This is a genomic window from Dictyoglomus turgidum DSM 6724 (genome assembly GCF_000021645.1).
GTDB lineage: Bacteria > Dictyoglomota > Dictyoglomia > Dictyoglomales > Dictyoglomaceae > Dictyoglomus > Dictyoglomus turgidum.
Map to the genome: position 1 here is coordinate 342,371 of NC_011661.1, position 12,717 is coordinate 355,087.

Genomic DNA, 12,717 nt, shown 5'->3' on the forward strand with positions numbered 1-12,717 from the left:
GGCTCTCTCCAAAAGGAGAGAGCCTTTTTTATTTATGGTATAATACTTTAAAATGAGAGGGGTATTGTATTTTTTATCCTGGCTAATAGGGTGGGTATACTACAAGAGTCTGAGATTTCTCAAGAAAGAAGGGGAAATTTCAGGGGAATATAAAGTTTCGGTGATAATACCAGCGAGGAATGAAGAGAAGAATTTAGATAAGCTTCTATATTTACTACAAAAGCAAACCTATAAACCCTATGAAGTGATAGTAGTGAATGACAATTCCGAAGATAATACGGAAGAAGTAGCAAAAAGGTACGGAGTGAAAGTAGTGTCTTTATATGAAGATCCACCAGAAGGTTGGGTAGGGAAGAACTGGGCAATATGGAATGGATATCTGGAGTCAAGGGGAGAGATTTTATTATTTTTAGATGCAGATGTAGAGCCGAGGGAAGAATTTATAGAGGTAATGTTGAGTAATTATGAGAAATACGGTGGGTTAATTTCCTGTTGGCCATATCAGAGATTTGAAAAATTTTATGAGCATTTGAACTTTATTTTTAACATTGGCGCTGTTATTACTATGTGTGCCATTAAAAAAGAGGGAGCCTTTGGTCCCTCTATGATGATTTCAAGGGAGTATTATGAGAAGGTAGGGGGACATAAGGAAGTTAGGGACAAAGTGGTGGAAGATCTTCATTTTGGGAACCTTTGCATAAAGAAAGGGGTTCCAGTAAACAATTTTTTAGGCGGGGAATATATAAAATTCAGAATGTATCCTAAGGGGTTGAGAGATCTTATTGAAGGTTTTTCCAAAAATTCTTCTCAGGGAGTAGTCTCTTTAAGTTTTACCAAGTTTTTATATCTTTTGATGTGGTTTTATGGAGTTTTTGGAAGTTTTGCTTTTGAAAATCTCATAAATCTTTGCTATCTTTTATTCTCTTTTCAGCTATATATAATCTCTCGTAGATTAGGAGATTACAGTATTATAGATTCTATAATATATCCTATTCATTTTATGTTTTTTATAACAGTTTTGTTATATTCTACTTTTAAGACTTTTCTATTTAAATCAGTATCGTGGAAGGGGAGAAAAATAAATGTGGGATAAAATTCTAATTATCCTTCTCCAATTTCTCTCAGGTTCAGTTATGTACTCTTATTTTATTGCAAAACTTTTGAATATAGATTTAAGAAAGGTGAGGGATGGAAATCCAGGAGCCTATAATTTATGGATTTCTACTAACTGGAAGATAGGTTTGATTGGGGCACTTCTTGATTATTTGAAAGGTATTTATCCCCTTCTTTGGTTTGTAAGGTATAAAGATATAAAAGATAAATGGCTTATTACTATTTCTGCCCTTGCTGGAATATTCGGACATGTGTTTTCTCCTTTTATGGAGGGAAAAGGAGGAAAAGGAGTTGCGGTTTCCTTTGGAGCCTGGACGGTAGTTACAGGGCTTGAAGGACCTTTATTTTTAGGTCTCTCCATGTTTATATTCAACCTTGCTAAAATGCGAGGTGCAACGCCAGAGGAGGATGCCTTAAAGGTCTTTTATGGATTTTTGTGTTTAGTGCCTTACGTGATTTATAAAGTTTTTACTGGACACCTCTATATACTTATTCTTTATCTTGGAAATTTTGGAATAATAGCATATTCTCATAGGAATGAGCTTTTAAAGGTTTTTGCAAATGCATAAAGAAGGCAAGTTTTGTAGTTTTGGTTATTCCTGTTTAATTTTAAGAGATATATATTTGAGGAGAGTTTAAGGATATATGTGGATTTATAATTGACTTTATGGTATAATTTTCTCAAATGAGAATTATTTTATTTTTAATCTTTTGGCTAATAGGGTGGGTATACTACAAGAGTCTGAGATTTCTCAAGAAAGAAGGGGAAATTTCAGGGGAATATAAAGTTTCGGTGATAATACCAGCGAGGAATGAAGAGAAGAATTTAGATAAGCTTCTATATTTACTACAAAAGCAAACCTATAAACCCTATGAAGTGATAGTAGTGAATGACAATTCCGAAGATAATACGGAAGAAGTAGCAAAAAGGTACGGAGTGAAAGTAGTGTCTTTATATGAAGATCCACCAGAAGGTTGGGTAGGGAAGAACTGGGCAATATGGAATGGATATCTGGAGTCAAGGGGAGAGATTTTATTATTTTTAGATGCAGATGTAGAGCCGAGGGAAGAATTTATAGAGGTAATGTTGAGTAATTATGAGAAATACGGTGGGTTAATTTCCTGTTGGCCATATCAGAGATTTGAAAAATTTTATGAGCATTTGAACTTGGGTTTTAATTTGGTTTCTGTGTTTTCTATGACTCTTTTTGGGAAGAAAGAGGGAGCCTTTGGTCCCTCTATGATGATTTCAAGGGAGTATTATGAGAAGGTAGGGGGACATAAGGAAGTTAGGGACAAAGTGGTGGAAGATCTTCATTTTGGGAACCTTTGTATAAAGAAAGGGGTTCCAGTAAACAATTTTTTAGGTGGGGAATATATAAAATTTAGAATGTATCCTAAAGGATTAAAAGATCTTATTCAAGGGTTTACTAAGAACATTGCAAAGGGTGCATTTTCTATTAGTCTATTAAATTTTTTACTAGTTTTTCTATATATAACAGGGGTTTATGGAAGTATTTTTTATTTTAGGAGTACAGTTTTAAATTTTTTATATGCTCTTTATGCTACTCAACTTTTTGCAATACAAAGAAGACTTGGAGATTATAAATGGTATGATGCTTTCTTTTATCCTTTGCATTTTTTATTTTTCTTTTCCATTTTTTTATATTCCATTATTAGAATATTTTTTGTAAAAGCGGTAATATGGAAGGGGAGGAAAATTCGTGTGGGTTAATTTAGGAGTAATATTATTACAATTTCTTTCTGGCTCTATTATGTATTCTTATATCATAGCAAGGATTTTAAAAGTGGATCTTTCAAAAATAAGGGATGGGAATCCTGGAGCCTCTAATTTGTGGAGAGCAGTAGGCTGGAAATATGGGATTTTAGCACTCTTTCTTGATTATCTTAAGGGAGCTCTTCCCCTTGCAATTTTTGTATCCTTAGGAATAGTAAAAGATAATTTTGTCATTTCTTTAGCTGCCCTTTCAGGGGTTTTAGGACATGCTTTTTCTCCCATCTTGAGGTTTAAGGGAGGAAAGGCGGTGGCGGTTTCCTTTGGAGCATGGTCTGTACTTACTAAGTGGGAGGCACCTATGCTTCTTGGAACTATTTTTACCATATTTACTATTATTAAACCCAAGGGTACTACTGTTCAAGAGGATGCTTTTAGGGTAATTCTTGGTTATTTATTTCTTTTGCCCTATATAATTTACAAATCTTTCCATGGAGATTTTCATCTTCTTATTTTTTACGATGGAAATTTTGCTGTTATCTTATATAAGCACTATAAGGATTTATGGGGATATTTAAGAGGGCAATCCTGATATAGGTTAAAGTATCAGGACTGCCTAAAATTTTATTCTAAGCTAATCTTTAAATTTACAGGATTTCTTATAATGTCAGATACGGGACATCTTCTTTCTACTTCCTTCATTAGCTCCTCAATTCTTTCTCTTTCAACTGGAGAGATAATTTTAACCTTTGCTCTTACCTCTTGATATCCTGCTCTAACACTTGGATCTCCCATAAATCCTCTTGGATCTAAGTCTCCTTCAGTTTCAATTTCAATACTTTCTAAGGGTATATTTTTCTCTCTTGCTACTACTGGTATTACAATTCCAAGGCAACCAATTAATGCGGCAAGTACAACTTCAACAGGGTTTGGAGCGGTATCCTCTCCACCAAGAGATGGAGGCTCATCCATATTAATTGTGAACTTATTTCTAATATTTACCTCAACCTTAAGATTGCCTTTCCATTCTCCCTTTGCCTTAAAGGTTACTAAGTTTGCCATTTCCTAACCTCCTTGTTATATTTTTTATTCTTAACAGTTAATTATATAATTTAATACCAAAAAGTAAAGATTACAAAAATCCAATTTATAAGCTTTTGGTTTATTGATATAATAAAAATATATGGTAAGGGATAAAATGAGGGGTCTCACATTTATAGAGATTTTAATAACTGTTTTTATCCTTGGAATAATTGTTATTGGCTTAGTAAGCATTTTATCAAACTCAATAGATCTTTTCTTACTCAAATCTGAGGAGAGAGAAGTTATTTCAAATCTAAATACCGCAATGGATAGGCTTACCAGGGATATAAGACAGGGAAGAAGAGTGTTATCCTTGAGTTCTACTTCCTTTTCCATTGAACTCAGTACAGGAGTGACGCATACTTACTCTTTAATAACAGGGGCTGATGGTAAAAGTTATTTGGGAGTTGATGGGCAGATTCTTGCAGGACCAATAAGTAGCATCACTTTTACAGGGATGAAGGATGACTTTACTTATACTACTGCTCCTAGCGATATAAAGATAATAGCTTTTACTATAACTATGACCGATGGAAGGAATATGGCAAGTACTGTGGCACTAAGGGCAGAGATGCCAAGGGTAACAGGTGAGGTTGTGATTACAGAGATAATGTATTATCCTCCTTCTAAAGATAAAAATAGCAATAATGTTGGAACTTCTAATTCTCAATTTGTGGTTATATATAACAATTCAAATACCCCTGTTGATCTTAGAGGATGGAGTATAAATGGTAATCAGTTTACCACCTTGGTAAGTGGTACTTGGACATTATATCCTGGAAAGTCAGCTGTTATTGGGTCATCGGGATCAAATCTTATTGATACTTATTATTTTCCTTTACCTTACTATGCTTCTTATATAAAAACTTCAAGCGGTGGTTTGGGATTAAATGGAAGCCCTCTTAGTTCTAATTCGGATACTGTGGTACTTCGTAACAATTTTAATAGAGTAGTAGATCAAATCAGTTATTCTTCTACTTGGGGCGGATATCCTAAGAGTACTTCAGGGCGATATAGGGATTTTTACTCCTTGGTAAGGAAATCTTTAAATGCTCCCTCTCAAGATCCGAATAATTGGGGTGATTCTCAAAATTTAAATTTTGTGATTAATCAGGGAAACGTTGACTATGTAGCTTATTGTTTGCTTCCCAAACTTGTAATCACAGAAGTCATGTATTTACCTTGTCCTTATGTGATTTTGGGCTGGTCAAATTCAAATCAGAATGAACGGGAATATATTGAAATTCATAATCCCACCTATTCAAGCATTGATTTAACTATAGATTGGTCTAAGAATAATTTTTATTCTGTTTATACAAATTCAAATCCTATCTATTATTCAACAAAATGGATCCTTAATCCTGGAGAGTATGCTGTTGTAAGTAGTTCTGCAGCAAATATAAAAAGTTACTACGGTTTATCAGAAAGTATTATCTACATGAAAACAAATTCACCATCCTTAGCTAGTCCTACATATACTAATCTACCTGATACTTCCTTTACTATTACTCTTTTACAAAGAAATCAAAGCTTTAATCCTCCTAATGGTACAAATAGTTATACTATTGATTATTTCTATTACTCCCCATCCTTAGGTGGATTTCCTTATACTTCTACTTATTTAAATAGGTATTATTCTATTGAAATTAAGAATTTAGGCTTACTTGGTCTATTTAGGAGAGAAGATAATTATGTTCGGAATGTTGCCTCTTCTATTAGTCTTTGTTATACTGTTTTTATTCAATGGGAGAATAATAATCAAGGTAAGAGATATGAAGTGTATTGTAGTCCTGGTTCTAAAAATTCGATCTCTCCTTAAGTATCTTTCTTTTTTTGCTTTAAAAGGTGATTTGGTTTGTTAGAGAGGGCAAGAGTTATTCTTAAAAAAGGAGTGCATACAAAGGTTGTTAGGGGAAATCCTTGGATTTATGATAATGAGATATTGAAGATTGAGGGAGATTTTTTGCCAGGGGATGTTGTAGATATTTATGATGTAAGCAAAAGCTTTATAGGAAGAGGGTTTATAAATCCCAATTCAAAGATAAGAATAAGGATTCTTACAAGAAAGGAAGAGGAAATAGATAAAGAATTTTTTAGAGAAAGGATTCTTAAAGCTTGGGAGTATAGAAAAAAAGTAGTAGATACCGATTCTTGTAGAGTGGTTTTTGCTGAAGCAGATTTTCTTCCAGGACTTATTGTGGATAAGTTTTCAGATATTCTTGTGATTCAAACCTTAACTCTTGGGATAGATAGATTTAAAGAAGTTATAGTGGAAGTTCTTGATGAGATTTTTCAGCCAAAGGGTATATACGAAAGAAACGATGTCTCAGTAAGAGAGCTTGAGGGACTTCCTCAGGTAAAAGGTTTTTTAAAGGGAAATTTTGATACAAAAGTGGAGATAGTAGAAAATGGAATAAAAGTCATTGTGGATGTAGAAAATGGTCAAAAAACAGGCTATTTTCTTGATCAAAGGGAGAATAGGGCAAGTTTAAGGGGATTGGTAGATGGAGCAGAGGTTCTTGATGTCTTTTGTTATACAGGTGGATTTTCTCTTCATGCATTAAAATATGGAGCAAGTAAAGTTGTGGCGGTGGATTCATCGGGTATTGCTTTAGAGATAGCAAAGGAAAATGCTAAATTAAATGGATTTATGGATAGGATAGAGTTTATTGAAGAAAATGCTTTTGATCTTTTAAGAAGATTTCATAAAGAGGGGAGAAGTTTTGATGTGGTGATTCTTGATCCTCCTGCCTTTGCTAAGTCATCAAAAAATATTGACGGGGCTTTGAGAGGATATAAGGAAATAAATTTGAGAGCCATGAAGATAGTAAGGGATGGAGGATTTTTAATTACTTGTTCTTGTTCTCAGCATATTACAAGGGATCTTTTTGAAAAAGTCATAGAGTCTGCTAGTTTTGATGCCAATAGACTTCTTCGTCTTGTAGAGTTTCGCTATCAAGCAAAAGACCATCCTATTCTTCTTTCTCATCCTGAGTCTTTATATCTTAAGTGTGGGATTTATCAAGTTTGGAAAAAGTTATAATCTTATAACCGATTTTAATTCCTCTCGGTTTTCATAAAGCACTTCAAAGATGTCTTTATCAATGTAGCCCTCTCTTGCAAGTCTTCTCATATAATTTATAGCCATTTTCTCAGAGACTCCTTTTCTATATGGTCTATCCTCTAAAAGAGCAGAGTAAATATCTGCAGTGGCTACAATTCTTGCTTCAATAGGTATTTCATTTCCCTTTAGTCTAAAGGGATAGCCTTTTCCATTTAATTTTTCATGATGATAAGAAGACCATATAATTATGTCCTCAAAGGGAATGGAATTCTTAAGAGTTAAAAAAGTTTTAAAGGGATGCACTTTTATGTATTCTGTTTCTTTTCTTGTTAATTTATCTTTTTTTAATAAAATTTTTGAAGATAAGGCTACTTTTCCAATATCGTGAAGATATCCTGATATTCTTATTCTCTTTATTTTTTCATCATTTATATTTAAATTTCCTGCCAAAAAGGATGAGATGTTTGCTACGTTTCTTGAATGTCTTACTTGAATCCTGCTTCTATAATCTACAATTCTTGCAATGGCTTTTGAAAGGAGTAAAAAGGAATCAATATCAAGCTTTATATCGCAGTAAAAGTCCTTAGGAGTTATGTTATCATAATTTATTTCAAACCAAAAGGATTCCTTTTGAGAAAGATCATAAAAAGCGTTAAGTACATCAGGATGGAATAAATTCTCTCCCTTTTCTTTTATTTTTTTAATTATCTTATTCTTCTCTTTTAGTATATATTTACTTTTGTCATAGTTTTCATCAATATGTTCTGCAAGGTTTAATATTTGGCTTTCTATAGGTATTTTTTCATCTTGATAAAATTCTCCTCTTCCTAAATTCCAAGAAAAATGATGGTATTTTATTATGGTGGCGGGTCTTTCTAAAAAGGGAATATCCGATAGGAATAAGCTACTTTTTAAGGCATGATCAGAAATTTCCTTATGGTTGTAATTATTATTCTTGTTCCCATTTCCTGCATCATGAAGTAGGGCTGAAATGACAAGCTCATATTTGGATTTTTCTGGGAGCTTTAGGTGGTTTGCTATAGCGAGGGATATATTAGCTACCCTAGAAGAATGTCTTCGGTTTTCAGGAAGCTGACTATCCAACTGTTCAGAAAAAGCAAGCAAAAAAGCAAGTAGAGACACCATTTTCTCCATAATTTTTCAGGTAATTTTAACACGACAAATTTTTTTTGTCAAAAATAATAAACCTTACTATTAAATTATTTTACCCTTAAGTTTTCGAAATTATTCTTTAATCAATGAAAATAGTTTTACCCTTTTCTGGATAAATTAACCTGCAAAAATTCTTGAATTCCATCTCCATTTAGATGTCCGCTGGCATGAAGAGGGGATTCTTCTCTTTTTTCTACTAAATTTCCCCTTATCTCTAAGTTGAAATATCTTAGCCAATTTTCTACTTTTTGCTGGTCTATTTTCATCTCTTCATTGAAAGCTTCGCTTGAGGAGAATATATATACTCCTTTATCAGGTAAAATGTCTAATAAAATATGAAAATCATAATAGGAGATGCATAAAATATAGTCCTTTGAATTTTTATTTATCTCCTTTGCTGTTACGACTTTTCCAGGAATATTTTTATATTTTTGAAGAAGGTTTTCTTCCCAAGTGTCATAATTTCCTTTAGGCTTTGCGTAAAAGGTTATGAATTCGTCCTTTTTAGGGTCAGGATATCCTATAAGAGATAGGCTCTCAAGAAGATATATGTCTTTTAGGGTTAGGACTAACTTTCTTCCTGTTTCTTTTTCTACCTCTAAAAAAGTTAATAACCTATCAATATTTCTTGGACCAAAATCTGCAATTACGTAATGAAAACAAGATTTAACTATCTCTAAAGCTTTTTCTTTTACTTTCTATTCGGTATAAAGTTTTTCAATATTAGGGTGGGTGCCTTCGCATATGAACACTTTTACATCCATTTCTTTTAAATTTTTCATAAATTCCTTTGTTAAATTTCCATTTCTTTCGTGTAGTCTTAAGTCTACTGTGTATACAATCCATCCTGCAGAGGTTTTTATAGCAAAGCTTCCTGCTCCTGGAATAGAGTGATCTACAGGAAAAAATATAATTTCAAAAGGACCAATATTAAATTTATGGTTATTAATTTCTAAGAATCTTTCGTAAAGATCGCTTATCTTTTTCTTTTCTATCTTTCTCCAGAATTCAAGTATTTTATCGTTGAAATTTTCTGCATAGGTGATGTATTTTCGAGGTTAAAGAAGTTATTATTGGGATTTTATGATTTATATAGGGGAGATAGCCTATGTGATCTAAGTGGGCGTGAGATATGAGTAGAGCAAGAGGCTCTATTTCTCTATAAAGAGAATGTTCTTTAAAATCTCCCCAGATTCCAGGAATTTCTAAATCTTCCCTATATAAACCTCTTAAAGGAGGAATAAGGCTTAGGTGTAAGTGGTCATAAATTCCTAAAATTTGCCTTGGCCTTAAGAATTAGTCAAAATATTTGTTCTCTTCATTAAAATTAGTTCTAAAATCTAAAAGGATAGAATTGTCTCCATCTTCTAAGAGTATTTTATTTCCCCTATGCAATTTACCCCATCATAAAAGTTAAGCTTTACATGCATATTTTATTTTATCACATGTTAAAATATAGGAGAAAATTAATTTTTAATGGGGTGATAAGAAGGTATGAACGAAACTATAAAAACTATCAAATCAAGGGTTAGTGTAAGGAAATTTTTGGAGAAAGAGGTTCCTAAGGAGATTTTAGAAGACCTTATTGATTGTGGAAGGCTTGCTCCATCAGGGTATAATAGACAGCCTTGGATATTTCTTGTAGTTACGGATAAAGAGTTAAAAAATAGGCTTGCTGAGATTACTCCTTGGGGAAGATTTTTAAAAGAGGCTGGCGCAGGAATACTTATATTTTGCGAAAAGGACGCAGAAACCGCCCTTGAAGATGCTTGTGCTGCGGGAGAAAATATAATTATTGCTGCTCAATCTTACGGACTTGGAACTTGTTGGATTAACTCTTACAAGAAAGCTTATTCTGAAGATGTAAAAAGGCTTGTTAAATGTCCTGATAATATGGAACTTATGGTCATGCTTGCTGTGGGTTATCCAGCAGAGATTCCTCAAAGACCTCCTAAGAAATCTCTTTCTGAGGTATTGAGGTGGCAGACCTTTTAAGGCCTGAAATAATATACGAAGATAATCATCTTCTTGTAGTAAATAAGCCCGCTGGAGTTTTGGTTCAAGGTGATATCACAAAAAGTACTACTCTTCTTGAAATCTCAAAGGCATACATTAAGGAGAAATATCAAAAGGCTGGGAATGTTTTTCTTGCTATTGTGCACAGACTGGATAAACCTGTATCAGGGGTGGTAATTTTTGCAAGGAATTCAAAATCTGCAGGAAGACTTTCGGAAGCTTTTCGAGAAAGAAAAGTGGAAAAAGAGTATTTAGCAATATGCGAAGGGATTTTCAAAATAAAAAAGGGAACTATAAATGAAAGCTTATTTTGGGATGAAAGGGAAAGAAAAGCAAAAATCTCTAATAAAGCTGAAAGTAGAGTTGCTATTACCCATTATGAGGTTTTGGAAGAGTTTAAAAATTTGTCCCTTGTAAGGCTCATACCTGAGACAGGGAGAAAACATCAGTTAAGAGCTCATCTTTCCTATATAGGACATCCTATATTGGGAGATGAAAAATATGGAGGGGTAAGAATATTTAAGGATAAGATCTTTTTGCATTGTAGGAGGATGAGGATTCCTCATCCTGTAAAAAAAGAGATTATGGAATTTAAGACAGAAGTTCCAAATTTCTGGAGTGAATTTTTAAAAATTAAAATTTAAAAGATGAAAAAGGGTCTAAGGCTTACTATAGAACTAATTCCAGAAAGTGCATGGGGAGAAAATTTGAGGAAATATCTTCCAAGGGAAGTTTGGAATAAAATAAGGAGAGAAGTTTTAAAGAAGTCAGGATACAAATGTGCCATATGCGGAAGCTCAGAGAAACTTCAATGTCATGAAGTATGGGAGTTTGATGATGAGAATCATATTTTGAAATTAAAGGGTTTTATGGCTTTGTGCGAGAAATGCCACTTAGTAAAGCATTTTGGTATGGCAGAAATTTTGGCGTCAGAAGGTAAAACAAATTTGGAGGATCTTATAAAACATTTTATGAAGGTAAACGACTGTGATAGAAAAACTTTTGAGGAACATAAAAAGGAGGCTTTTAAAAAATTTAACGAAAGATCAAGATATGAATGGTTAATAGATATCACTGTATTAATATAAGATGGGGAAAGGGGAGGAATGAGGATTTTAGGGATGCTTGGTTCTAAATTTTTTGCATTTCGTGTAGGCTTCTCAAATAAATAGTGTCTTTTCTATCAAGTTTAGGTGTTCTCTTGCACTTTTTTCCCACGAAAATTCTTTTGCTCTCTCAATCCCCTTGTCAATTAGTTCTTTTCTAAGTTTTTCATTCTCCAATACCTCTTTTATTCCCTTAGCTATATCCCACTCGTCATGAGGATTTATATAATAAGCCGCATCTTTGCAAATTTCCCAAAGAGGTGGTATATGGGAAACTACAATGGGACATCCACATGCCATGGCTTCCAAAGGGGGGAGACCGAAGCCCTCATAAAGGGAAGGAAAAACAAAAATCTCTGCCAGATTATACAAATATGGAAGATCTCCTTTATCCACGTGTCCCGTGAAGATTACCCTCTCTTTTAAGATAGTATCTTTATTTATGAGCTCAAAAATCTTTTTATCCCCCTTTAAGAATCCTTCCTTTTGGCCTGTAATTACTAAAAATAGGTCTTTAAAATCCCCTGCAATGATCTTAAAAGCCTTTAAAAGTCTTCTTAAATTTTTATGGGGTTTTACGTTTCCCACAAATAAAAGAAATCTATTGGGCAACTTGTATTCTGATTTTATTTTCTCCAATTCTTCCTTCTCATATACTCTGAATCTCTCTCTATCTACGCCATTATATATTACCTTAATCTTCTCTTCCTTTACTCCTGTGTATTTTATGATTTCAGATTTTGAAAAGTTAGAAACAGTAATTATTACATCAGAAAGATTTACCGAGGAATTTATAAGGAATTTAGCATAAGTCCTTTCAAAAGGACTGTAAAGTTCTCCAAAGGCCAAATGAAATACGTCATGAATAGTAACTATTCTTTTTTTAGCTCTTATAGGGAAAACAGGTACATTAAAATGTGGAGACCAAAAAATATCCACATCTTTTATCTTTAGGAGAAACTCTATTTGTTCTGTGGGAAAATAGATAGGGGATTTCATGGATATAAAATTCAAGTTAGATATATCAATATATTCTTCTACTTTCTCCCTTTCTCCTAAGAGGGAAAGATTTAAATGATTCTTCAAAAAAGGAATTAAATTTTGAAGATAAGTACCTATTCCAGAGGAATCTATCATTCGAGCATCAAGAAGAACCTTGGTCATTTTCTCATTCCATAAAAATTAGATAATTTACTTTTTTCTAATCCTTTTGAGCTTGATCCTATGCTTCCTCCCTCTTTATGGTATATTCTACTTCTCCAACAGTGTGCTAATTTATATCCTTTTCTTTTTGCCATTTTAGACCAATCTAAATCCTCGAAATATAAGACATCCATAAGCCATACATCTTCTATGAATTTTTTTGTCATATTGTCCTTAATCATCTACAAAATATCCTCTATTCCGGAATAATGTACAACAATATA

The 12,717-nt window shown here is 33.2% G+C and carries 15 protein-coding genes; 10 read left to right on the plus strand and 5 right to left on the minus strand.

The window, feature by feature from the left end; genetic code table 11:
- The first annotated feature begins 64 nt into the window (after positions 1 to 64).
- The 4 genes from DTUR_RS01700 (at position 65) to DTUR_RS01715 (ending at position 3,440) form a co-directional block, all read left to right on the plus strand.
- Positions 65 to 1,093: a glycosyltransferase family 2 protein gene (locus DTUR_RS01700; RefSeq protein ID WP_242603726.1), complete on the plus strand. Its 1,029-nt coding sequence runs from the start codon at positions 65 to 67 to the stop codon at positions 1,091 to 1,093.
- Positions 1,083 to 1,682: a glycerol-3-phosphate acyltransferase gene (locus DTUR_RS01705; RefSeq protein ID WP_012582735.1), complete on the plus strand. Its 600-nt coding sequence runs from the start codon at positions 1,083 to 1,085 to the stop codon at positions 1,680 to 1,682. The genes DTUR_RS01700 and DTUR_RS01705 overlap by 11 nt, the downstream gene beginning before the upstream one ends.
- Before the next feature lie 116 nt (positions 1,683 to 1,798).
- Positions 1,799 to 2,848: a glycosyltransferase family 2 protein gene (locus tag DTUR_RS01710; RefSeq protein WP_012582736.1), complete on the plus strand. Its 1,050-nt coding sequence runs from the start codon at positions 1,799 to 1,801 to the stop codon at positions 2,846 to 2,848.
- Positions 2,838 to 3,440, plus strand: coding sequence for a glycerol-3-phosphate acyltransferase (locus tag DTUR_RS01715; protein WP_012582737.1), 603 nt, complete (start codon positions 2,838 to 2,840; stop codon positions 3,438 to 3,440). The genes DTUR_RS01710 and DTUR_RS01715 overlap by 11 nt, the downstream gene beginning before the upstream one ends.
- A gap of 32 nt (positions 3,441 to 3,472) precedes the next feature.
- On the opposite strand, the gene DTUR_RS01720 is transcribed toward DTUR_RS01715, so the two are convergent.
- Complete coding sequence (locus tag DTUR_RS01720; RefSeq protein WP_012582738.1) at positions 3,473 to 3,910, minus strand: OsmC family protein; 438 nt, start codon at positions 3,908 to 3,910, stop codon at positions 3,473 to 3,475.
- A gap of 136 nt (positions 3,911 to 4,046) precedes the next feature.
- On the opposite strand from DTUR_RS01720, the gene DTUR_RS01725 reads away from it, so the two are divergent.
- Positions 4,047 to 5,750 (plus strand): lamin tail domain-containing protein, encoded by a 1,704-nt coding sequence (locus DTUR_RS01725; protein WP_012582739.1) that lies wholly within the window; start codon positions 4,047 to 4,049, stop codon positions 5,748 to 5,750.
- Positions 5,751 to 5,786: 36 nt separating this feature from the next.
- Entirely contained in the window at positions 5,787 to 6,974 is a 1,188-nt protein-coding gene (locus DTUR_RS01730; protein ID WP_012582740.1) for a class I SAM-dependent rRNA methyltransferase, read from the plus strand.
- Here DTUR_RS01730 and DTUR_RS01735 read toward each other — a convergent pair.
- Positions 6,969 to 8,141, minus strand: coding sequence for an HD domain-containing phosphohydrolase (locus tag DTUR_RS01735; protein ID WP_242603727.1), 1,173 nt, complete (start codon positions 8,139 to 8,141; stop codon positions 6,969 to 6,971). The genes DTUR_RS01730 and DTUR_RS01735 overlap by 6 nt on opposite strands.
- Positions 8,142 to 8,266: 125 nt before the next feature.
- Positions 8,267 to 8,434, minus strand: coding sequence for a hypothetical protein (locus DTUR_RS01740; RefSeq protein WP_164930967.1), 168 nt, complete (start codon positions 8,432 to 8,434; stop codon positions 8,267 to 8,269).
- Between the two features lie 478 nt (positions 8,435 to 8,912).
- Here DTUR_RS01740 and DTUR_RS01745 point away from each other — a divergent pair, with 478 nt between their 5' ends.
- From DTUR_RS01745 to DTUR_RS01760, 4 genes are all read left to right on the plus strand, one after another.
- Positions 8,913 to 9,062: a hypothetical protein gene (locus DTUR_RS01745; protein WP_164930968.1), complete on the plus strand. Its 150-nt coding sequence runs from the start codon at positions 8,913 to 8,915 to the stop codon at positions 9,060 to 9,062.
- A 600-nt stretch (positions 9,063 to 9,662) separates the two neighbouring features.
- Positions 9,663 to 10,163 (plus strand): nitroreductase family protein, encoded by a 501-nt coding sequence (locus DTUR_RS01750; protein ID WP_012582742.1) that lies wholly within the window; start codon positions 9,663 to 9,665, stop codon positions 10,161 to 10,163.
- Positions 10,148 to 10,828: an RluA family pseudouridine synthase gene (locus DTUR_RS01755; protein WP_012582743.1), complete on the plus strand. Its 681-nt coding sequence runs from the start codon at positions 10,148 to 10,150 to the stop codon at positions 10,826 to 10,828. The genes DTUR_RS01750 and DTUR_RS01755 overlap by 16 nt, the downstream gene beginning before the upstream one ends.
- A 3-nt stretch (positions 10,829 to 10,831) precedes the next feature.
- The gene (locus DTUR_RS01760; protein ID WP_012582744.1) at positions 10,832 to 11,272 is read left to right on the plus strand and encodes an HNH endonuclease; all 441 of its coding nucleotides are present in this window, start codon (positions 10,832 to 10,834) and stop codon (positions 11,270 to 11,272) included.
- A 72-nt stretch (positions 11,273 to 11,344) separates the two neighbouring features.
- On the opposite strand, the gene DTUR_RS01765 is transcribed toward DTUR_RS01760, so the two are convergent.
- Both DTUR_RS01765 and DTUR_RS01770 read right to left on the minus strand, forming a co-directional pair.
- The gene (locus DTUR_RS01765) at positions 11,345 to 12,454 is read right to left on the minus strand and encodes a glycosyltransferase family 4 protein (RefSeq protein ID WP_012582745.1); all 1,110 of its coding nucleotides are present in this window, start codon (positions 12,452 to 12,454) and stop codon (positions 11,345 to 11,347) included.
- The gene (locus tag DTUR_RS01770; protein WP_164930969.1) at positions 12,451 to 12,675 is read right to left on the minus strand and encodes a glycosyltransferase family protein; all 225 of its coding nucleotides are present in this window, start codon (positions 12,673 to 12,675) and stop codon (positions 12,451 to 12,453) included. Before DTUR_RS01770 ends, DTUR_RS01765 begins: the two co-directional genes overlap by 4 nt.
- Positions 12,676 to 12,717: the final 42 nt, after the last annotated feature.

What these genes read in the sequence shown, in the direction of transcription:
- DTUR_RS01765 (WP_012582745.1), bottom strand. Translation starts at nt 12,454, where the DNA reads ATGACCAAGGTTCTTCTTGATGCTCGAATGATAGATTCCTCTGGAATA.
- DTUR_RS01710 (WP_012582736.1), top strand. Translation starts at nt 1,799, where the DNA reads ATGAGAATTATTTTATTTTTAATCTTTTGGCTAATAGGGTGGGTATAC.
- DTUR_RS01725 (WP_012582739.1), top strand. Translation starts at nt 4,047, where the DNA reads ATGAGGGGTCTCACATTTATAGAGATTTTAATAACTGTTTTTATCCTT.
- DTUR_RS01760 (WP_012582744.1), top strand. Translation starts at nt 10,832, where the DNA reads ATGAAAAAGGGTCTAAGGCTTACTATAGAACTAATTCCAGAAAGTGCA.
- DTUR_RS01740 (WP_164930967.1), bottom strand. Translation starts at nt 8,434, where the DNA reads ATGAAAATAGACCAGCAAAAAGTAGAAAATTGGCTAAGATATTTCAAC.
- DTUR_RS01770 (WP_164930969.1), bottom strand. Translation starts at nt 12,675, where the DNA reads ATGATTAAGGACAATATGACAAAAAAATTCATAGAAGATGTATGGCTT.
- DTUR_RS01705 (WP_012582735.1), top strand. Translation starts at nt 1,083, where the DNA reads ATGTGGGATAAAATTCTAATTATCCTTCTCCAATTTCTCTCAGGTTCA.
- DTUR_RS01720 (WP_012582738.1), bottom strand. Translation starts at nt 3,910, where the DNA reads ATGGCAAACTTAGTAACCTTTAAGGCAAAGGGAGAATGGAAAGGCAAT.
- DTUR_RS01750 (WP_012582742.1), top strand. Translation starts at nt 9,663, where the DNA reads ATGAACGAAACTATAAAAACTATCAAATCAAGGGTTAGTGTAAGGAAA.
- DTUR_RS01735 (WP_242603727.1), bottom strand. Translation starts at nt 8,141, where the DNA reads ATGGTGTCTCTACTTGCTTTTTTGCTTGCTTTTTCTGAACAGTTGGAT.
- DTUR_RS01745 (WP_164930968.1), top strand. Translation starts at nt 8,913, where the DNA reads ATGAACACTTTTACATCCATTTCTTTTAAATTTTTCATAAATTCCTTT.